The 20,037-nt window shown below is 54.3% G+C and carries 17 protein-coding genes and 1 tRNA gene; 7 read left to right on the top strand and 11 right to left on the bottom strand.

Annotation, left to right across the window (positions count from 1 at the left end):
- Window positions 1-25 precede the first annotated feature (25 nt).
- Window positions 26-721 (top strand): orotidine-5'-phosphate decarboxylase, encoded by a 696-nt coding sequence (gene pyrF / locus OU789_RS14475; protein ID WP_263954703.1) that lies wholly within the window; start codon window positions 26-28, stop codon window positions 719-721.
- A 33-nt stretch (window positions 722-754) separates the two neighbouring features.
- Here the strand turns inward: pyrF and OU789_RS14470 are convergent, their stop codons facing one another.
- Together OU789_RS14470 and OU789_RS14465 are read right to left on the bottom strand one after the other, a co-directional pair.
- Entirely contained in the window at window positions 755-1,024 is a 270-nt protein-coding gene (locus tag OU789_RS14470; protein WP_274656259.1) for an NfeD family protein, read from the bottom strand.
- Window positions 1,024-1,905, bottom strand: a complete 882-nt coding sequence (locus OU789_RS14465) for an SPFH domain-containing protein (protein ID WP_263954701.1) — start codon at window positions 1,903-1,905, stop codon at window positions 1,024-1,026. The genes OU789_RS14470 and OU789_RS14465 overlap by 1 nt, the downstream gene beginning before the upstream one ends.
- A gap of 125 nt (window positions 1,906-2,030) precedes the next feature.
- On the opposite strand from OU789_RS14465, the gene OU789_RS14460 reads away from it, so the two are divergent.
- Window positions 2,031-3,308: a DNA polymerase IV gene (locus OU789_RS14460; protein ID WP_274656257.1), complete on the top strand. Its 1,278-nt coding sequence runs from the start codon at window positions 2,031-2,033 to the stop codon at window positions 3,306-3,308.
- Here the strand turns inward: OU789_RS14460 and OU789_RS14455 are convergent, their stop codons facing one another.
- Entirely contained in the window at window positions 3,309-4,166 is an 858-nt protein-coding gene (locus OU789_RS14455) for an N-formylglutamate amidohydrolase (protein WP_274656255.1), read from the bottom strand.
- A 178-nt stretch (window positions 4,167-4,344) separates the two neighbouring features.
- Here OU789_RS14455 and OU789_RS14450 point away from each other — a divergent pair.
- From OU789_RS14450 to OU789_RS14440, 3 genes are all read left to right on the top strand, one after another.
- Window positions 4,345-4,419, top strand: a tRNA-Val gene (locus OU789_RS14450).
- 110 nt (window positions 4,420-4,529) lie between these two features.
- Window positions 4,530-4,655, top strand: coding sequence for a type B 50S ribosomal protein L36 (gene ykgO / locus OU789_RS14445; protein WP_008282420.1), 126 nt, complete (start codon window positions 4,530-4,532; stop codon window positions 4,653-4,655).
- Between the two features lie 159 nt (window positions 4,656-4,814).
- Window positions 4,815-5,888 (top strand): fatty acid desaturase, encoded by a 1,074-nt coding sequence (locus OU789_RS14440; RefSeq protein ID WP_274656248.1) that lies wholly within the window; start codon window positions 4,815-4,817, stop codon window positions 5,886-5,888.
- 18 nt (window positions 5,889-5,906) lie between these two features.
- Here the strand turns inward: OU789_RS14440 and OU789_RS14435 are convergent, their stop codons facing one another.
- The 7 genes from OU789_RS14435 to OU789_RS14405 form a co-directional block, all read right to left on the bottom strand.
- On the bottom strand, window positions 5,907-7,127 hold the full coding sequence (locus tag OU789_RS14435; RefSeq protein WP_274656246.1) for a phenylacetate--CoA ligase family protein: 1,221 nt from the start codon (window positions 7,125-7,127) through the stop codon (window positions 5,907-5,909).
- 14 nt (window positions 7,128-7,141) lie between these two features.
- On the bottom strand, window positions 7,142-7,972 hold the full coding sequence (locus tag OU789_RS14430) for an ABC transporter ATP-binding protein (protein WP_263954696.1): 831 nt from the start codon (window positions 7,970-7,972) through the stop codon (window positions 7,142-7,144).
- A 70-nt stretch (window positions 7,973-8,042) separates the two neighbouring features.
- Window positions 8,043-9,329 (bottom strand): ABC transporter substrate-binding protein, encoded by a 1,287-nt coding sequence (locus tag OU789_RS14425; protein WP_274656245.1) that lies wholly within the window; start codon window positions 9,327-9,329, stop codon window positions 8,043-8,045.
- 71 nt (window positions 9,330-9,400) lie between these two features.
- Window positions 9,401-10,477: a branched-chain amino acid ABC transporter permease gene (locus OU789_RS14420; RefSeq protein ID WP_263954694.1), complete on the bottom strand. Its 1,077-nt coding sequence runs from the start codon at window positions 10,475-10,477 to the stop codon at window positions 9,401-9,403.
- A gap of 81 nt (window positions 10,478-10,558) precedes the next feature.
- The gene (locus tag OU789_RS14415) at window positions 10,559-11,545 is read right to left on the bottom strand and encodes a branched-chain amino acid ABC transporter permease (RefSeq protein WP_274656242.1); all 987 of its coding nucleotides are present in this window, start codon (window positions 11,543-11,545) and stop codon (window positions 10,559-10,561) included.
- A 38-nt stretch (window positions 11,546-11,583) separates the two neighbouring features.
- Complete coding sequence (locus OU789_RS14410) at window positions 11,584-12,402, bottom strand: ABC transporter ATP-binding protein (RefSeq protein ID WP_263954692.1); 819 nt, start codon at window positions 12,400-12,402, stop codon at window positions 11,584-11,586.
- Complete coding sequence (locus OU789_RS14405; RefSeq protein ID WP_274656279.1) at window positions 12,399-14,357, bottom strand: AMP-binding protein; 1,959 nt, start codon at window positions 14,355-14,357, stop codon at window positions 12,399-12,401. The genes OU789_RS14410 and OU789_RS14405 overlap by 4 nt, the downstream gene beginning before the upstream one ends.
- A gap of 210 nt (window positions 14,358-14,567) precedes the next feature.
- Between OU789_RS14405 and OU789_RS14400 the strand changes: the two genes are divergently transcribed.
- Together OU789_RS14400 and OU789_RS14395 are read left to right on the top strand one after the other, a co-directional pair.
- Window positions 14,568-16,490 carry a hybrid sensor histidine kinase/response regulator gene (locus OU789_RS14400; protein WP_274656240.1) on the top strand — a complete coding sequence of 641 codons (1,923 nt, stop codon included), beginning with the start codon at window positions 14,568-14,570 and terminating at the stop codon, window positions 16,488-16,490.
- Complete coding sequence (locus tag OU789_RS14395) at window positions 16,487-17,188, top strand: response regulator transcription factor (protein ID WP_263954690.1); 702 nt, start codon at window positions 16,487-16,489, stop codon at window positions 17,186-17,188. The genes OU789_RS14400 and OU789_RS14395 overlap by 4 nt, the downstream gene beginning before the upstream one ends.
- Here OU789_RS14395 and fdhF read toward each other — a convergent pair.
- Window positions 17,185-19,947, bottom strand: a complete 2,763-nt coding sequence (gene fdhF / locus OU789_RS14390) for a formate dehydrogenase subunit alpha (RefSeq protein WP_274656237.1) — start codon at window positions 19,945-19,947, stop codon at window positions 17,185-17,187. The two genes, OU789_RS14395 and fdhF, sit on opposite strands and share 4 nt — an antisense overlap.
- Between the last annotated feature and the right edge of the window lie 90 nt (window positions 19,948-20,037).

The raw sequence follows: 20,037 nt of genomic DNA, 5'->3' as shown, positions 1-20,037 counted from the left end.
ACCCAGCTCTTCAAAGGAATGCGCCATGTCAGATGATCGCCTAATCGTTGCCCTCGATGTCCCGAATGTTGTTCAGGCGCTACCGCTTTGCGAGGCACTTAATCCTGTTGTCGACTTCTACAAAATCGGCCTCGGCATGCTGACAGGTGGCGGGCTAGCGTTGGCGAATGAACTTAAGCAAGAGCATGGCAAACGCATTTTCCTTGATATGAAGTTCTTTGATATTGGCGCGACGGTTGAATCTGCGGTGCGAGGGATTGCGCAGTATGATCTAGACTTCCTGACTGTGCATGGCGATCCGCATGTGGTGCGCGCGGCTGGTGAAGGCAAGGCCGGAAGTAATCTGAAAATTCTGGCCGTCACGATCCTAACATCGCTTGACCGCGCCGACCTTGACGCAGGCTTGATGAAAGCGGGTGACGTTCAGGAGCTTGTCGTGGAGCGCGCAGCAAAAGCGCTTGAAGCCGGAGCAGATGGCGTAATCGCTAGCCCACAAGAAGCCAAGCTGATCCGCGCGCTTCCCCAAGCCGAAGGGCGTTTGATTGTAACGCCCGGTGTCCGCCCTTCAGGTGCAGCGCTTGGCGATCAAAAGCGCGTTGCAACGCCAACTTCAGCAATTGAGGATGGTGCCGATCATATCGTCGTGGGTCGCCCAATCTGGCAAGCCGATGATCCTGCGAAGGCTGCGCAGGATATTATCACCGAGCTTAGCGACGTATAAGAAAAGCCCCGCCAAGGGCAGCGGGGCGTTTCATTAATTGTTGATGTCGCGGTCAATGATCTTGGTCTGGCCTTCACGCACGCCGATAATTCGGCGCAACGCAATCCAAGCCACAAGTGAGACTGCGGCAAAGATCACGAGCATTAGGTAGATGCCGCCGAGCGGCATTCCGATGGCAAGGCATAACCCGATCACCAGCGCGCCAATCGCAAAGCCGAGGAAAACGAATCCGGGGATCAGTATCTCGACAATGCCAAGCACAAGCCCCGCTGCCATCCAGACCCACCATTCATTCCAAAGCATCAGGGTTTTCCTTTCAACATGTTAAAGGCATCGCTGAAGGCGTCGAGTGCAGCTGCTGGTAGCAAGACAGTCTGTTTACCATCACCTTTACCAACAACGGTAAGTGCCTCGACCTGTTTAAGCGCAACCTGATATTGCGCCGCTTCAATGCCGTTCTCACGGATTGCTTCGGCAACAACTTTGGTCGCGTAAGCCTCGGCCTCAGCGGAAATCCGGCGCGCTTTGGCCGCTTGCTCCGCAGAATAGAGCTCCGCATCGGCATTAAGTTCCACAGCCCGCTTTGAACCTTCCGCTTCGGTAACCTGTGCACGACGCGCGCGTTCGGCGTTGAGCTGTTGGAGCATTGCGTCACGGGTCGCTTGATCGAGGTTCACATCAAGAATTTCGGCGCGCGTCACTTCAATTCCCCAATCGTCCACCGCATCCTCAACCTGCTGCTTAATCTGCGCGATGAGCTGCTGACGGTTGCTTTGAACTTCGTCCAGTTCCATCTGGCCAATACCCGACCGCACAATACCAGCCACCGTTGTGGCAATCGCCGCGTCTACATCACGAATACGGTAGACCGTCTTTTCCGGCTCTATAATACGATAGAACACAGAGGTCTCGACCTGTACCAAAACGTTATCTGATGTAATCGCATCTTGCGACGCAGTAGGCAGCTGACGTTCGAGAATCGAGATTTTGTGGCGTACGACATCAAGAAACGGGACAATAAAGTTAATCCCTGGCCCAAGAACAGCGCGAAGACGGCCAAACCGCTCCACCACATATTTTTCCGACTGCGGTACAATCCGCACCCCAAGAAAGATCGACAGGATAATAAAACCTGCGATGAGGAGCAGCACAATATTGCCGCCAATAAGTCCGTTTACATCCATAGCATTCCCCTTAATAAATTGTTTTTGTTTAATCTTGATATGCGCTTCTTCTTGAAGATCTTAAAGGGGAATTTCTGCAAAGTCTCGCCATTGTCGAATTCCCGAGAGAAGCCTAGTCTATTAACATGTCCCAACCTCAACCCGCCATTTGCCGCTCCTGTCTGGCAGAGTTTCACGCCGAACCATCGGCAATGTTGCGTTGTCCGGAATGCGGCAACCCTCGGGTTTTGGTACATGACGAACTATTCGATCTAAGCATCGCCCACATGGATTGTGATGCGTTTTATGCAAGCGTTGAGAAGCGCGACAATCCCGCGCTACAGGACAAGCCCGTCATCATCGGAGGTGGCAAACGCGGTGTGGTATCCACCGCTTGCTATGTGGCGCGGATCAAGGGTGTGCGCTCAGCCATGCCGATGTTTCAGGCGCTCAAGCTCTGCCCTGACGCTGTTGTCGTGAAGCCGCGTATGGGTGCCTATGTCGAGGCGAGCCGAGCAGTGCGCAAAATGATGGACGAGCTCACCCCCAAAGTGGAGCCTTTGTCGCTGGACGAAGCGTTTATGGATCTCACTGGAACGCAAAAGCTCCATGGTCATCCACCGGCCGTTATGCTCGCGCGGCTTGTGAAGCGTATGAAAGATGAAGTGGGTGTCACTGGCTCGATCGGGCTATCGCACAACAAGTTTCTGGCTAAGGTGGCAAGCGATTTGGATAAGCCGCGTGGCTTTGCAATCATCGGGAAGGCCGAAACACCAGACTTTCTTCGCGGGAAGCCCGTGCGCATGATTTGGGGCGTCGGCCCCGCATTTCAGGCCTCGCTTGAAAAGGCAGGGCTGCGCACATTTGACGATATTCTCCGCTGGGATCGTCGCGAGCTGCATGAGCGGTTTGGCGGCATGGGCGATCGGCTTTGGCATCTTGCGCGCGGAGAGGATTACCGCCGCGTGTCCACCAATGCGCCGGTCAAATCGATCTCGAATGAAACCACCTTCTTTGAGGACACCTCCGATCCCGACTTGTTGGACGGGTATATCTGGCGCCTTGCCGAGCAGGTCAGTGACCGCGCAAAAGCACGAGACCTTGCGGGTCGGATCGTGACCCTCAAACTCAAACGTGCCAATTTTACGGCTCTTTCCCGCCGCTTGAGCCTTCGAGACGCAACACAGATGGCAGACAAAATCTATCACACCGCGCGCGGGTTATTTGATCAGGTCAGCGACCAAGGACCATTTCGATTGATCGGTGTTGGCCTTAGCGACCTCACTCCCGCACAGGCCGCTGACCTCACTGGCGATTTGCTCGATCCACAAGCAGAGCAGCGCAGTCGCGCCGAACGTGCGACAGACTCTATAAGAGAGAAGTTCGGAAAAGACGCGATCGTTAAAGGGCGCTCCCTGCGTTAACTATTCCGCAGCAAGCCTGATTTCCCCTCGTCCAATATCAGCTATCCGCGCCGTGACATTCTTCATTAATGACTGAAACGCGCCGAAATTGTCATTCGGTAGGACCATCTGCTCGTCCATATAGAGCGCGCGATCAATCTCGATTTGAATGCAATGACGGTTCTTGACGGGTTGCCCATATTGCTTTGCGATATAGGCTCCTGCAAAAGGTGTATTCCGCGCAACTCTAAGGCCCGCATCACTGAAAATCTGTTCGATCTGAGCGACGATATCCTCATCCGCTGATGCGCCGAAACGGTCGCCGATTACGATATCGGGCCTTGGCCGATTTGCGCGGGTCAGCACTTCCAGCGCTTCATGTGGCATCGAATGACAATCCACCAAGATCGACCGACCGAAAAGCGTCTGATTCTGGGTTAGAATGGTGTGCAACATGTCATGATACGGGCGCCAGTAGCCCCGAATACGCTCAAAGGCTTCCTCCTGACTGATCTTACCGCGATAAATCGCACGGCTGCCCGAAACCACGCGCGGAATCACTCCAAGGCCAGAGGCCACACGCGGATTGTGCGCCTGTTTTTTCACACCCTCAATCAGCGCAGAATCAAGCTCGCTACAATCTCTGTTCAAATCAACAAAGGCACGTGGCTTTCGCGCCGCCATGAGAATCGCACCATGTTCAGGTGCCGCTGTCAAAAGGCGATCAACAAACGCGTCTTCAGAGCTACGAATCAAACGCTCATCCAAAACTGTTTGCCGAAGGAATGAGCGACCATAGTCTCGCCCGCTATGGGGCGATGCAAATACCACGCTTGTTGTGCGGGATTCGGGCATTTTTAGGTTAAAAGCGTCACTCATGATTAAACTCTACAGAGAATTCGGATAGACGCAAATAAATCGCTATCAAAAGCCTTGAACACCGCTACGACTCCGAATATAGACAGCGCCAGTCGACGCGGTTTTTCCGCGTCCTATTCGTTTTTGGCCAACGCCAGACTGTGGTCAATGGATAGGACAGAGAGGATCGCAGCGTTTTGGGCGCGTAGCTCAGTGGTAGAGCACTTCGTTGACATCGAAGGGGTCACTGGTTCGAACCCAGTCGTGCCCACCATCGCAAACTGCGATGACCCAAAATTGCCCCATTGGGGCGTTCACCGCCCGGAAACGGGTAAAGTTTAACCCCGAGGCGCCACTGGCGCGCCGCGATAAAAGGAGAAGGCCATGAAAGTTCGGAACTCGCTCCGTTCGCTCAAGAACCGTCATCGCGACTGCCGCGTAGTACGTCGTAAGGGCCGCGTTTATGTTATCAACAAAACGCAACCTCGGTTCAAAGCCCGCCAAGGCTGAGCTAGAGACAGAATACAGAAAAGCCGCCCGTTTGAGGCGGCTTTTTTGTGCCTAAATGAACAGGCGCTCGATTGACGTAAGGTCGGGCACGGAAATGTTGGCTTTGTACTGGGTTGGCGCTTAGGCTTCGGACAACAAAAATACCAGAACGAGACGAGCATGAATTCCACCGCCCCCAACACACCAAGCAATGGTGCGACTCCTCCTGCAGATTCTACGGTTGTGGCCGCGCGCGATTGGCTTCGCCATCTGGCGAAATACCGCGAACCAATCTTGTGGCGCAGTCTTTTTGAGTTGGCGGTTACCTTGGTTCCGTTCTTTGCTCTTTGGGCATTGGCGTGGTGGATGATCTCGTTCAGCCCGTGGTTGGCTTTGGCAATCGCCATTGTAAACGCCGGCTTTCTAGTGCGCCTCTTTGCTATTCAACACGATTGCGGTCACGCAGCCTTTTTTACGAACCGGTCCGTATCTGACTGGGTCGGGCGCGCAATCGGTGTGCTTACGCTTACACCGTACGACGTCTGGAAGCGGTCACACGCGATGCACCACTCCGCATCGGGCAATCTCGATCATCGCGGCATGGGCGATATCATGACGCTGACCGTCGCCGAATGTAACGCGCGCTCAACGTGGGGAAAGTTCAAGTATAGGCTCTATCGCAGCCCATTTGTGCTCTTCGCAATTGGTCCTGCTTATACGTTCCTGCTTCAGTATCGCTTGCCGATCGGCTTTATGAAGTCGCGCAAATACTGGACATCGGCCATGGGGACGAACATCGCGATCCTCGTGGCACTTGGACTCATTGCATACTTTGGTGGCTGGAAACCGCTTGTGTTGATCTTCCTGCCGACCAGCCTCCTTGCGGCCACTGCAGGCGTTTGGCTCTTCTATGTGCAGCACCAATTCGAAGATACCCATTGGGACGTTGGCGAAAATTGGGAAATGCATGATGCCGCGTTGCACGGCTCCTCGCATTACGAATTGCCTCGTGTCTTGCAATGGATGACAGCCAATATCGGCCTACATCACGTGCATCACCTTTATTCGCGCATTCCGTTCTATCGGCTACCTGATGTGCTGCGCGATCACCCAAGTCTCGACCAGAATCAACGATTGAGTATTCGCGAGAGCCTCGCATGTGTGAAGCTTCGTCTATGGGACGAAAAAGAGCGCAAGCTGCTGACATACAAGCAAGCCCGCGCCCTCTATGGAACAACAAACGCGCCAGTTTAGAGACTGTTTTGCACCTGTTTAGGTGTCGTAGCTGCGCTGATCGTCGATTACTTTGCCATCCTTCGGAAGACTCCCGACAGGAACAAGTTCAATCTTGCCCTTCAGCTTAAGCGTTGAGAAAACGCTGTCTGCCAAGGCTTCCGCGCTCGCACCCTCTGTTTCGAGCATGACCGTCATCATGTCTCGCTCACCATCACGGCTGGCGACAACACGGGCTTTCTCGACCTCGGGGTTCTTGCTCACCAGATCGGCAACTTGTTCGGGCCGGACAAACATCCCCTTAATCTTCGTTGTCTGATCGGCACGCCCCATCCAGCCTTTAATCCGCAAGTTCGTGCGGCCACAGGGGCTTTCACCCTCCATGAACGCGCTCAGATCACCTGTCGCGAACCGAATGAGCGGATAGTCGGGATTAAGGGTTGTCACAACAACTTCGCCGACCTCTCCGAGCGCAACAGGCGTTCCAGTGCCGGGCGTCACGATCTCAACCAAAACGCCTTCATCAACAATCAACCCCTCCATCGCGGCGCTTTCATAGGCGATATTGCCAAGATCCGCAGTCGCGTAGCATTGCAAACACGCGATACCTCGATCCGCATACTCCTGCCGCAAACTAGGGAACAATGCGCCGCCGCCAACCGCAGCCTTGCGAATGCTCAACTTAACCCCTTCCGTCTCGGCGCGGTCAAGGATCACCTTGAGGTAATCCGGCGTGCCCGCATAGGCCGTAACACCGATATCGAGAGCAGCACGAACTTGAAGCTCGGTTTGCCCTGTTCCTGCGGGAACGACAGCCGCACCAACGGCGCGCGCGCCACTTTCAAAGATCATTCCAGCAGGTGTTAGGTGATAGCCAAAACAGTTCTGGATTATGTCACCACGACCTATGCCTGCAGCATGAAGAAACCGCCCCGTACGCCACCAATCGTTGCCGAGCTTCCCTGGTTCATAGATCGGGCCGGGGCTCTGGAAAACATGCTCAAACTCATGAACATCAATCGCAGCAAAACCACCAAAAGGCGCAATTTCAGCCTGATTAGAGACAAGTTCAGATTTTCGGATCACTGGCAATGACGCCAAATCCTCGACTGACCGAATGCTCTCGGCATCCACATCCTTCAAAATTTCCGCAATGGCGGGCGCTCGTTTGGCCTGCGCGATCTGTAACGGAAGCTGCTGGGAAATATCCGCAGCGCGCGCATCGGCAGAGCGCGTTTCAAGTTGATCGTAAAATCCCATGTCGTTACTCCGCATCAGCTCAACCACCGCTTCCGACGGCGATAGCTCCGTACGTCACGGAAGGATTTGCGGCCTTCGTCAGACACGCCAAGATAGAATTCCTTAACATCAGGGTTCTCGCGCAATTCAGCCGCGGGGCCATCCATGACGACGCGCCCGCTCTCAAGGATGTATCCGTAATGTGCAAAGCGCAGCGCAACGTTGGTGTTCTGCTCGGCCAGAAGGAAACTCACGCCTTCGTTCTCGTTTACCGATTTCACGATGCCGAAAATCTGCTCCACAAGCTGCGGCGCGAGGCCCATTGAAGGCTCATCCAGAAGGATCGTTTCCGGCCGGCTCATGAGCGCACGGCCAATGGCGCACATCTGTTGTTCGCCGCCCGAGGTATAACCCGCCTGACTCTTACGGCGCTCGCGCAGGCGTGGGAAATAGTCATAAACCATTTCCAAATCCGCAGCGATCGCGCCTTTGCCATCTTTGCGGGTATAGGCGCCCGTCATTAGGTTTTCTTCAACGGTCAAATGCTCAAAACAATGCCGGCCTTCCATGACCTGAATAACGCCCTTCTGCACCAAATCCGCAGGGGCAAGATCCTGAACCCGCTCACCACGATAGTTGATGCTGCCCTTGGTTACCTCGCCGCGCTCACTGTGGAGCAGATTGGAGATGGCCTTGAGCGTGGTCGTTTTTCCAGCGCCGTTACCACCAAGAAGGGCAGTGATGCCCCCTTTGGGAACGGATAGGCTCACACCCTTTAGCACGAGGATCACGTGGTTATAGATCACCTCGATATTGTTGACCTCAAGCAGGGTCTCGCCTTTGGTTTCAGGTGTGGCGTCCAGCATAGTTTTCACCATTTCGTAGGTTGAAAGGATCCTCCGGCCAGTGCGTCGGCAATGGCCGGAGGAACTGTTCTTAGTTACAGCGCTCTTCGATGTTGTTTTCTTTGGCGAATGCCATCGAATCTTCCATCACAAGGGCGTCGATAATTTCAGTGTCAGAGGGCGCGAAATCGCTGATGAGCGACCATTCTTGAGCTGCTGCATCCCATTGCTGAATCGCACCAAGGCCCGGACCACCGTGGTTTTCGCAGGTCACAGTGAAGGACGGACCGAAGTTTGGCATACCAAGCTCGGCCATACGCTCTTCGGTGATTTCAAGCGACTCCATGCCCTTGAGCATGTCAGCGGCGGTAATATCGGATTTGCCTGCGATCTTTTGTGCATTACGTGCTGCTTCGGCCGCAAGCATCGCTGCATAGAAACCACGGTTGTAAACCGCTGTGCCGATCTGATCGCCGTTTCCTGCTGCCTTGCCCGCGTCAACAACGTACTTCTGCACGTCTTCAAACACAGGGAAGTCGCTACCAACGTTGTGGAAAGTCACAGCTTTATAGCCGTTCGCACCATCGCCAGCGGGGATCACATCGTGCTCACCACCAGACCACCAAACGCCGATGAAATTCTCCATCGGGAAACGAATGTTCGCAGCTTCCTGAATAGCAACTTGGTTCATCACGCCCCAGCCCCACATCAGAACATAGTCGGGCTTTTCGCGGCGGATTTGCAGCCACTGAGACTTCTGCTCCTGACCTGGGTGGTCAACAGCAAGCGTCGTCAGTTCAAAGCCGTGCTTTGCCGAAAGCTCTTCGAGCGTGCGGATCGGTTCTTTGCCGTAGGCGGAGTTATGATAGACCAGCGCGACCTTCTTGCCGTTGATGTCACCACCATTCAGGTCAAGCAGGTGGTTGATCGCAACCGAGGCACCATCCCAATAGTTCGCAGGATAGTTAAAGACGTTGCTGAACACTTTGCCGTTCTTGGCGGACGTACGACCATAACCCATTGTGTGAAGCGCGATGCCATCAGCCGTTACCTTTGGGATGAGCTGATAGGTGATGCCCGTGGACAGCGGTTGATAAATCAGTGAGCCTTCGCCCTTGGTGCTCTCATAACACTCAACGCCCTTTTCAGTGTTATAGCCGGTTTCGCATTCAATCACCTTGGCCATTTCGCCGCCGATACCGCCGTCACGTTCGTTCAGAAGCGTGAAGTAATCTGCATAGCCATCAGCAAACGGAATACCGCCCGCCGCATATGGACCCGTGCGATAAGAAAGCGACGGGAACACAAGGTCCGCCATCGCAGGCGCTGCCGCCGAAACCACGGCCGCCGCCGCTAATGCTGTAAACTTCAATTTCATGTCTTAGTCCTCCCTAAATTTGAAATCGTCTCGTGCCGAAGGTTTTTCCCTCGATCTATTCGGGCCGCCCACTAATGCGGGAAGGGCCACAACCTTAATTTTTCTTTTGCGACGCGCCACAGCTGTGCCAAGCCATGCGGTTCCAGAATGAGGAACACCACGATCAAACCGCCAACAATGACAAGTTCGAAATGCGCCGCGATATCAGTGGGCCAGCCCAAGCCGCCCACGAGAATGTTCTTGAGCAGTACCGGCATCAAAACCATGAAAGCCGCACCCGCGAAACTTCCGAAAATAGACCCTAACCCGCCAATAATGATCATAAACAAGACAAGGAAACTCTTGTTAATTCCGAAGACCTCGCCCACTTCAACCGATCCGAGATACACCGCAAAGAAGAGTGCGCCCGCGATCCCGACGAAGAAAGAACTTACCGCAAACGCCGTTAGTTTTGCCTTGAGTGGGTTCACCCCGATAATCTCCGCAGCAATATCCATATCGCGGATCGCCATCCAAGTGCGGCCCGTGGTGCCGCGTGTTAGATTGCGCGCGAGCCATGCACAGGCCGTAACGAAGATCAGGCAGACAAGGTATTTCGCCCAAGCGTCTGTGTTTGCGCCGGTCACTTCGATGCCGAACACGGTGCGCTCTGGTGCGGAGATCTGGCCAGATGCAGAATAGTTGTAGAACCACGGCACTTTGTTAAAGAGCCAAACGAGGAAGAACTGCGCGGCAAGAGTTGCCACGGCAAGATAGAACCCTTTGATCCGCAAGCTTGGCAAGCCAAACAGCACCCCGACAGCGGCGGTAATGACTCCCGCCAAAACGACGTGGATCAGGATCGAAACTTCGGGGAATGACGTCATCAACTTGTAGCAAGCATACGCCCCCACAGCCATGAAACCGCCCGTACCGAGGCTGACCTGCCCCGCGTACCCGACAAGGATGTTCAACCCGATTGCCGCAACAGCGTAGATCAGGAAAGGCACCAAGACGGCATTGGCCCAGTAATCGTTGATGATAAACGGCACCACGCCAAAGGCGACAGCCAACAGAATGTAGTAGGCAATCCGATCAAATTTGATCGGGAAAGTCTGCCCGTCTTCGACATAGGTGGTTTTGAAATCTCCGGCTTCACGATAAAGCATCAGGTCCACCCCTTCTTGTTATTCGATGATGTTTCAGGCGATTTGACCAACGTTAGGGTCTGTTTTAGTGCTGACATTGCTCTAGACCCTCTCGATGATTTTTTCGCCAAACAGGCCTTGTGGTCTGAAGACAAGGAACACCAGCGCCAGCACATAGGCGAACCAGTTTTCCGTTGCGCCGCCAACAAGCGGGCCGATGGAGAACTCGAACAGTTTCTCGCCGACACCAATGATCAGCCCGCCGACGATCGCACCAGGGATCGAGGTAAATCCGCCGAGCATCAGAACCGGCAGCGCCTTGAGTGCGATGAGCGATAGCGAAAATTGTACGCCCGACTTCGCGCCCCACATCATTCCGGCAACGAGCGCAACGAAACCAGCAATCGACCAAACCAGAACCCAGATAAAGCGCAAAGAGATGCCGACCGAAAGCGCCGCTTGGTGGTCATCCGCAACGGCGCGCAGGGCGCGGCCTTGTTTGGAGTATTGAGAGAAGATCGTGAGGCTCGCTACGAGCAGCGCGGCAATAATCGTTGCGACGATATCGAGGCGGTCGATAAAGAAACCGTACCCAAACCAATTGTAAGTCGCTTCATCAATAGTTTCCGAAATCCCCTGCGGCAGGCCAACATCAAGTGTCTTGATTTCGCTGCCCCACATCAGATCTCCAACGCCTTCCATGAAGTAGGCAAGCCCGATGGTGGCCATGAACAGGATGATATCAGGCTGGTTCACAAGATGACGTAGTACGAACCGCTCGATAAGAATGGCCAACCCGACCATCACAACGCCCGTTAGGAAAATCGCCAGAATTGCCGGAACGTGCCAGCCAAAGTGGTGAATCTCGGTGCCGAACACCGCGTTGATCAAATGCGCAAATGGTACCTGCCCATCCATGATGCCGACCAGCGTGAGCGCGGCGAACAGCGCCATCACACCTTGGGCATAGTTAAATACACCAGACGCTTTGAAGATCAGCACGAACCCGAGGGCAACAAGCGCATAGAGCACCCCTGCCATCAAACCGTTCATCATAGCCTCAGCGGCCCATAAGAGTTGCTCAGGCATTTTGGGCCTCCAGTATGTCGTGTTTCTGTGGCGTAGCTTTAGTCATGTGCCACCCCCAGATATGCATCGATTACTTCCTGATTGCTGCGGACCTCGTCGGGCGTTCCGTCGCCGATCTTCTTGCCATAGTCCATCACGACAACCCGATCCGAAAGGTCCATCACAACGCCCATATCATGTTCAATCAGGGCGATTGTGGTGCCGAACTCGTCATTCACATCAAGGATAAAGCGGCTCATGTCCTCTTTTTCCTCGACGTTCATACCGGCCATCGGCTCGTCCAACAGGAGGAGTTTGGGCTCTGCTGCCAATGCGCGGGCGAGTTCGACACGTTTCTTGAGGCCATAAGGCAAGCGCCCAACTGGCGTTTTGCGGATGGCCTGAATCTCAAGGAAATCAATGATCTCCTCAACTTTCTCGCGGTTGTAAACCTCTTCGTCTTGCGCCTTGCCCCACCACATGGCTTGTCCGAACATGCCTGTTTTCATATGGGTCAATCGGCCGGTCATCACGTTATCCAAAACGCTCATACCCTCGAACAACGCGATGTTCTGAAAGGTCCGCGCGATGCCTTGCTGCGCGACCTTATATGGCCGCATCTGCGGGCGCTTTTTGCCGCGAAAAATCACATCGCCTTCTTGCGGGTTGTAAAACCCCGAGATGACGTTGAGCATGCTTGATTTACCCGCGCCGTTCGGACCGATGATCGCGCGGATTTCACCTTCGCGAATATCAAAACTGATGTCTTTGATCGCAACCACACCACCAAATCGAAGGGTGATGTTTTTCATCTCCATCATGACACCGCCGATTTTACGGCCATCTTCGGTGACGTATTCTTCTGCTTGGGCGCTCATGCTGCCATGCTCCCCTTTGCCACCTGCTGCACTTCGGCATCCAGAAGTTTCAACGTGGCACTAATCGCGCCTTTGCGGCCGTCCTCATAGGTCACTTCGGTTTTGGTAAAGATCTCGTCTGATCCGTCATAGAGCGCGCCGATCAGGTCATCGAACTTCTCCTCAACGATCCGGCGGCGTACCTTGCGGGTGCGGGTCATTTCGCCATCATCCGCATCAAGCTCTTTGTGCAACACAAGGAAGCGATGGATTTGACAGCCCGAGAGCATCTCATCCTGAGCCACGCTCTTGTTCACTTCGGAAACATGCTGGCGGATGGTTTCGAGAACCTGCGGATGTCCGGCAAGTTCTTGATAGGATGCATACGCGATGTTGTTCCGCTCCGCCCAGTTCCCCACTGCGGTCAAATCAATATTGATGAAGGCGGTACAATATTCCCGCCCAGCGCCAAACACGACCGCTTCAAGAATATTCGGATAGAACTTGAGTTTGTTCTCAACGTATTTCGGGGCAAACATAGCGCCGGAAGCCATTTTGCCAACGTCCTTTGCACGGTCGATAATCCGTAGGTGGCCGGAGCTTTTCTCGATAAAGCCCGCGTCGCCCGTTGCGACCCAACCCTCGCTGTCTTTCGTATCGGCGGTGCTGTCCGGGTTATTTAGGTATTCAACAAAGACGCCTGGCGAGCGATAGAACACCTCGCCATTATCGGCGATGCGGATTTCAACACCTGGGCTTGGAACACCAACGGTATCGTTGCGCACTTCGCCATCAGGTTGCTGGGTGATGAACACAGATGCTTCGGTCTGGCCATAGAGCTGTTTGAGGTTGATCCCAAGCGAGCGATAGAATTCGAAAATCTCCGGCCCGATCGCCTCGCCCGCAGTATATCCAACGCGAACGCGGCTAAAGCCGAGTGTGTTTTTGAGGGGGCCGTAAATGAGGTATTCGCCGAGCTTGTATTTGAGCCTATCCATGCCCAAAACAGACTTTCCGTCCAGAATCGCCGGCCCAACTTTTTTGGCGTGGTCCATAAACTTCGCAAAGAGCCACTGCTTGAATTTGCCCGCGTCTTCCATGCGGATCATGACGTTTGTGAGCTGTGTCTCAAAAATGCGGGGTGGGGCGAAATAATAGGTCGGCCCGATTTCGCGCAGGTCGGTCATCATGGTGTCTGCGCTCTCGGGGCAGTTCACGCAAAAGCCTGTCCAAGATGCCTGACCGATGGAGAAGATAAAATCGCCGACCCATGCCATAGGGAGATAGGCAAGTACCTCGTCCTCATGCGTCAGCCTGTCAAACTCCGCAGAGGCTTTTGAGCTCATGATGATGTTGCGATTAGAAAGCACGACGCCTTTGGGTTTCCCCGTCGTACCTGACGTATAAAGCATGACGCAGGTGCTATCGAAATTCAGCTTTGCCGTGCGACGCTGAAGTTCAGGGCTAAATTCGTCTGCCGCGGCGCGGCCTTGTGCAAGAACATGGGCGAATTCGTGAAGGCGGGAATGATCGTATTTCCGAAGGCCACGCGGATCGAGATAGATCATATGCTCGAACTGGTGGAGGCCTTCCTGAATTTCGATAACCTTGTCGACCTGCTCCTGATCGCCTGCAATTACAAACCGCGCGCCACAGTGGCCAAGGACATAGGCCATCTCTTCGGCGTTGGCGTCTTGATAAAGCGGTACGGGAATGGCGCCAACGGACTGAACAGCAATCATCGACCAGTAAAGGCTCGGTCTGTTCCGCCCGATGATTGCAACAAAGTCGCCCTCTGCAATCCCCAGATTGATTAGGCCAAGACCAAGATTACGAACCTTTTCGGCGACTTCGGCCCAAGTATCCGTTTGCCAAATGCCGAATTCTTTCTCGCGAAACGCAGGTCTATTGCCATACTTCGCCGCATTTCGGGCGAGTAGCGCAGGAATAGACTGTAGGTCAGCCTCCGCACCCATGTGTCCCGTGTTGGTATTAGCCAATGATCGTTCCTCCCCACCGCCTCTCCCGTGGCGGCCACAATTGCGCAAGCGATTCTGCCTGCGTTCTAGCGTGGTGTTATTTTCCTATTGGTCAATTTTTTCCTGACTATTTCTGGAATCTAACGAATTGTAACAAGCCTCCAAAAGAGCTTTCCCAGAGCCAGTCCGGCTGGTAGCGATAAAGCTATGGAACACTCCAAATCCACCACTGAACGGTTCACGCTTGCGGGTTTGAACCTTATTCAACAGGCGCTTTCGATCTATGATGCGGACCTGCGCCTTGTGGTGAGCAATGCCCGTTTCCATGAAATGTTCGACCTGCCGGATCATCTGGTGAACCCCGGAGCATCATTTTCGGAAACCATCCGTTTTCTAACCGAGCGCGGCGAATACGGAGATGTTGAAGATATTGAGGACTTCGTGAAAGAGCGCGTCCGAACGGCCATGGCTTTTGAGCCTCACTACGTTGAACGTCAGCGCTCAAACGGGCAGATAGTATCGATTGAGGGTGCTCCCTTGCCTGAAGGTGGCTGGGTCGCTGTTTATACAGACATTACCCAGATCAAGCGCCAAGAGGCTCTATTGCGGGCAAAATCCGAAACTTTGTCGGATCAGGTTCTTGGCCACACGGAGCAACTTTCATTAGCCAACCGAGAATTGGCCGCAACCAATATTGCCTTGGAGCAAGCCAAACGCGAACTCACCGCGATGGAGGCCAGAACACGCCTCACCACAGAGATGATGCCCGCCCATATCGCGCATCTTGATCTAGATGGGCTTTATACATATTCGAACCGCCGCCTGTCTGCGGTGCTGCCAAACCGCCCAAACAATATCCTCGGACTACATATGCGAGAGGCATTGGGCGAAGCGGCATTCGAGAAGACCGGCCCCTATCTTGAACTTGCTTACAAGGGCGAGGCCTCTGTCTTTGAATTTACGGATTCTACATCCGGCAGGCGAATTAGGGTCGCATTTACGCCCGATATTAGAGAGGGCAATGTGACCGGTGTCTATATCCTGTCAATGGATGTAACAGAGGAAACACAGGCTCGTGCGGCTCTTGCCCAAACGCGCAAAAAAGAACTTGCCGCTCAAATGACATCCGGGCTGGCGCATGATTTCGCAAATCTGCTTACAATCATCCTCGGCATGCAAGCTCGTCTTGAGCGCATGGATCTTCCCGAAGAAGCGCGCGAGTTGGTGAATGCTACCCAAGGCGCGGCGCGGCGTGGGGGCGTGTTGCTTGATAAGATCGGCAAAATGTCAGCTCCGCGCTCGATGAACCCCTCGCCTTGCAATGTTGCTGATCTGCTCCGCGATCTAGCAGTACTCGCAACGCCAAGTTTACCAGATGGCGTTACGCTGAAAACTGAATCCACTGGGCTTAGCGAACCCCTTTTGCTGGATGCCGGCAGCCTTCAAGATTCGCTATTGAACCTTGTTCTGAACGCACGTGACGCCATTGGAAAAGCGACCGGCGAAATCCACGTCACAGCCAAGGAAGTCTCTAAAACTTGGCTTGTGATCTCTGTATCCGACACTGGTCCAGGGTTTTCAAAAGAGGCGCTTTTTCGTGGATTAGAGCCGTTTTTTACGACAAAGGGCGGCGAAGGGTCCGGCTTGGGACTTTCGATGGTCTATGACCTGACAAAGCTTGCTGGCGGTCAGGTCGAGCTTGAGAACCACACCTCTGGCGGCCGCGTCACACTTCGGCTTCCGCGCCGTCCTGTTCCCGTTCAATCCGAGCCGACAATGGTGTTGCTTGTAGAAGACTCGCCCGAAATACGGCTCAATGTTCGCGATATGCTGATGGAACTCGGCCATGTTGTAATCGAAGCCGAAACAGTTGGCGAAGCGTGCGAATTGGCGAAGCTGCCTGGAATCGGGATGATCTTGAGCGATATCTCGTTGAAAGGAAGCGAGACTGGCATCGCGCTTCTCGATCGGCTTTCCGATGCGGGCATGACAGTTCCGGCGTTCCTCATGACCTCCAAACCCGAATCCGACCCACTCTTCCAAGAAGCCGCTCAGCGATATCGGGTGATTGGCAAACCCTTTGACGGTCGTGAACTCGGCAGTTTCTTAGCAGCGGAGGATACCGCATGACCAAACCATTGGTGACAATTCTCGATGACGAGCCTGAAATTCGCAACATGCTGTCCGAAGCATTGGAAGAAGCGGGCTATCGCACGGCAAGTTTTGCGCGCGCCACCGAGTTTGAGGCTTCGCTAAAAACAAGCTCGCCAGAAGTGTGCCTTGTTGATCTGGGCCTCCCTGACAAAGACGGGTTAGCGCTGGTGCATCGACTTGCGCTTGAAAGTGGTGCCTCTATCATCATCATTTCGGGCCGTGCGCAGGTTCAGGACAAGATCACCGGCCTTGAGCTTGGCGCGGATGATTACATCATCAAACCATTTGACCCATCCGAGGTTGTTGCCCGCGTCCGTGCGCGAATGCGCAGCGTGAAACCTGTTGGCCGCACATCAGACACCGCGATTTTCTCCGGCTGGACTGCAAATTTTGAGACCTACCTTCTAATAGATGACGAGGGCGCCGAAGTTCCCTTTTCGCATGCCGAGGGCGAAGTCCTGCGGTTGTTCCTCAACAATCCGAAACGCCTTATTTCACGGGTTCAAATGCAAGAAAGCCTTGGCGGTGCGGCAGGAGAAAGCTTTGACCGCGCCATGGATGTCCGCATCAGCCGCCTGCGCACCAAACTTCGTGAAGACCCAAAGAACCCCCAGCTCATCAAAACGATCTATGGCGCGGGTTACATCTTTTTGGGTGATGTGGTCTGGAGCTAAGACGCCTTCTCGACCCGAACCGCCGCGAATTTGAACTCCGGAATTTTTCCATAAGGGTCTATTGCAGGGTTTGTGAGGATGTTAGCCGCCGCTTCGACAAAGGCAAACGGCAGGAACACCATATCTTTGGCAACCGTGCGATCCGCCCGCGCCATCACAGTTATCTCTCCGCGCCGCGTTGTGAGCCGCACCATTCCGCCCGCCTCAACGCCCAGATATTTGAGCGTTTTCGGGTTGATCGAGCAGTTCGCTTCCGGCTCGACCGAATCCAATACTTTGGAGCGGCGGGTCATTGACCCTGTATGCCAATGCTCCAACTGCCGCCCTGTCGTGAGGATCATCGGATATTCGGCATCAGGAGATTCATCCGGTGCAATCACATCAGCGGGTGTAAACTTCGCGCGCTCGTTATCCCGTGGGAAGGCATCCGCAAAGACAATCGCCTGCCCCGGATCATCATGTGACAAGCTTGGATACGTCACCGCGTTTTGGCTCTCAAGTCGCTCCCATGTGATGTTATCAAGGCTACGCATATTGATGGCCATTTCGGCAAATACCTCTTGCGGGTGAGTGTAAGTCCAATCAAGACCCAATCGTTTGGCAAGCTCGACCTCGATCCACCAATCTTCCTTGGCATCACCTGGTGGCTGCATAGCCTGCCGCCCCATCTGCACTTGTCTGTTGGTGTTGGTCACTGTTCCCGCCTTTTCCGCAAAGGCACTCGCGGGAAGGATCACATCAGCATAGTTCGCGGTTTCGGTCAGGAATATGTCCTGCACCACCAGATGCTCCAGTTTGGCCAATGCTTCGCGCGCGTGGCTCACATCTGGGTCTGACATGGCTGGATTCTCGCCAAGGATATACATACCGCGCGTGTTGCCCGCATGAATATCGTCGACAATTTCCGTAACGGTTAGACCCTTTTCCGCTGAAAAATCGCCGCTGTTCCAAACATCCGTAAAAGCCGAGCGCACGCCGTCGTCAGTAACTGACTGGTAATCAGGCAGGAACATCGGGATAAGTCCCGCATCCGAAGCGCCCTGCACATTGTTTTGGCCGCGCAAAGGATGAAGCCCAGCGCCAGGTTTACCGACATTGCCGGTCATGAGCGCCAGAGAGATCAGACACCGCGAATTATCGGTGCCGTGGATGTGTTGGCTCACGCCCATGCCCCAGAAAATCATGCCCGCGTTACCCTGCGCAAACGTACGGGCCGCGGCACGGATATCATCAGGCGCAATGCCGCAAATATCGGCCATTTTCTCGGGCGTGAACGCCGCGAGATGCGCTTTTTCCGCCTCCCAGTTTTCGGTCATCCGCGCAATATAGGACTCGTCGTATAGCTTCTCTTCGACGATCACCTGCATCATCGCATTCAGCAGCGAAACATCCGCACCCGGCCGGAATTGCACCATTTGCGTGGCAAACCGAGAGAGCGCCTGCCCGCGCGGATCAAGCACAATAAGTTTGCCGCCGCGTTTGGCGAATTGCTTGAAATATGTCGCCGCAACGGGATGGTTTTCAGCAGGGTTACAGCCAATCACAATGGCCACATCGGCGTTTTCAATCTCGTTAAAGGTCGCGGTAACCGCACCGGAGCCGACATTCTCCAAGAGTGCCGCAACAGAGGAAGCGTGACAGAGCCGCGTACAATGGTCGACGTTGTTGTGCCCAAACCCTTGGCGAATGAGCTTTTGGAAAAGATAGGCCTCTTCGTTGGTGCATTTCGCGCTACCAAATCCCGCAACCGACTTACCGCCATGGGTTTCACGAAGCTTTGCCAAACCATTGGCAGCGGCGTCCAACGCCTCGTCCCAAGTCGCTTCTCGGAAATGGGTCAGCGGATTGGCAGGATCAACATTCAAGCCTTTTTCGGGCGCGTCCTCGCGGCGGATCAAAGGTTTGGTGAGGCGGTGCGGGTGGTGAATATAATCGAACCCAAACCGCCCCTTAACGCACAATCGCCCTTCGTTCGCGGGGCCATCTATGCCTTCGACGAAAACGACCCGCTCATCTTTAACCTTGAGCGATACCTGACAGCCCACACCACAGAATGGGCATACGCTTTTCACTTCCCGATCAATATCAGCACTATCGCCGATCTGCGCACCATCAACGACGGTCGCTGGCATGAGCGCCCCTGTTGGACAGGCCTGCACACATTCACCGCACGCGACACAGGTGCTTTCGCCCATCGGATCAGCGAGGTCAAAGGTCGGATAGGAGTCGTGGCCACGCCCAGACATGCCCAATACATCATTCACCTGAACATCGCGGCAGGCCCGTACACACAGCCCGCATTGAATACAGGCATCAAGGTTTACGTTCATCGCCACATGCGAGTTATCAAGCAGAGGTACACGGGTTTCCTCAAGCTTCGGGAAACGACTCTCGGCAACCCCTTGGGCTTCGGCCTGTGCCCAAAAATCGCTGCTCTTGTCATGAGAAACATTGCGCTCTGGTTGATCGGCAACCAAAAGCTCCATCACCATGCGCCGCGCCTTCTCTGCGCGCGCGGTCTGGGTGTTTACAACCATGCCATCACTTGGTTTGCGTACGCAGCTTGCTGCCAACACGCGCTCGCCCTCAACCTCAACCATACAAGCGCGGCAGTTTCCATCTGGCGCATAACCGCTTGCGGGCTTGTGGCAAAGATGTGGAATGTCGACACCTTCGCGTTTGGCAACTTGCCAAATACTCTCATCCGCGGCGGCAACCACCTCGCGACCATCAAGGGTGAATGAAATCTTGTCTGGCATCGCTCTACTCCCGTTCCCTCTATATTCTATCGCCAATAGCCGAGATACAACCTTCCCTTTCTGCGACAACTTCCGGTCTTTTTCCGTCAA

The organism is Halocynthiibacter sp. C4, from assembly GCF_028823805.1.
Classification (GTDB): Bacteria; Pseudomonadota; Alphaproteobacteria; order Rhodobacterales; family Rhodobacteraceae; genus Falsihalocynthiibacter; species Falsihalocynthiibacter halioticoli.
The sequence above is the reverse complement of the archived record's forward strand: the minus strand, read 5'-3'. Positions and strand labels throughout refer to the sequence as shown.

Bases quoted from the DNA above. Each gene is read 5' to 3' on its own strand.
- OU789_RS14415 (WP_274656242.1), bottom strand. From the start codon at position 11,545: ATGCCTGAGCAACTCTTATGGGCCGCTGAGGCTATGATGAACGGTTTG.
- OU789_RS14455 (WP_274656255.1), bottom strand. From the start codon at position 4,166: ATGAGTGACGCTTTTAACCTAAAAATGCCCGAATCCCGCACAACAAGC.
- OU789_RS14465 (WP_263954701.1), bottom strand. From the start codon at position 1,905: ATGGATGTAAACGGACTTATTGGCGGCAATATTGTGCTGCTCCTCATC.
- OU789_RS14470 (WP_274656259.1), bottom strand. From the start codon at position 1,024: ATGCTTTGGAATGAATGGTGGGTCTGGATGGCAGCGGGGCTTGTGCTT.
- OU789_RS14440 (WP_274656248.1), top strand. From the start codon at position 4,815: ATGAATTCCACCGCCCCCAACACACCAAGCAATGGTGCGACTCCTCCT.
- OU789_RS14405 (WP_274656279.1), bottom strand. From the start codon at position 14,357: ATGGGTGCGGAGGCTGACCTACAGTCTATTCCTGCGCTACTCGCCCGA.
- ykgO (WP_008282420.1), top strand. From the start codon at position 4,530: ATGAAAGTTCGGAACTCGCTCCGTTCGCTCAAGAACCGTCATCGCGAC.
- OU789_RS14395 (WP_263954690.1), top strand. From the start codon at position 16,487: ATGACCAAACCATTGGTGACAATTCTCGATGACGAGCCTGAAATTCGC.
- OU789_RS14460 (WP_274656257.1), top strand. From the start codon at position 2,031: ATGTCCCAACCTCAACCCGCCATTTGCCGCTCCTGTCTGGCAGAGTTT.
- fdhF (WP_274656237.1), bottom strand. From the start codon at position 19,947: ATGCCAGACAAGATTTCATTCACCCTTGATGGTCGCGAGGTGGTTGCC.
- OU789_RS14435 (WP_274656246.1), bottom strand. From the start codon at position 7,127: ATGGGATTTTACGATCAACTTGAAACGCGCTCTGCCGATGCGCGCGCT.
- OU789_RS14420 (WP_263954694.1), bottom strand. From the start codon at position 10,477: ATGCTTTATCGTGAAGCCGGAGATTTCAAAACCACCTATGTCGAAGAC.
- pyrF (WP_263954703.1), top strand. From the start codon at position 26: ATGTCAGATGATCGCCTAATCGTTGCCCTCGATGTCCCGAATGTTGTT.
- OU789_RS14410 (WP_263954692.1), bottom strand. From the start codon at position 12,402: ATGAGCGCCCAAGCAGAAGAATACGTCACCGAAGATGGCCGTAAAATC.
- OU789_RS14425 (WP_274656245.1), bottom strand. From the start codon at position 9,329: ATGAAATTGAAGTTTACAGCATTAGCGGCGGCGGCCGTGGTTTCGGCG.
- OU789_RS14430 (WP_263954696.1), bottom strand. From the start codon at position 7,972: ATGCTGGACGCCACACCTGAAACCAAAGGCGAGACCCTGCTTGAGGTC.
- OU789_RS14400 (WP_274656240.1), top strand. From the start codon at position 14,568: ATGGAACACTCCAAATCCACCACTGAACGGTTCACGCTTGCGGGTTTG.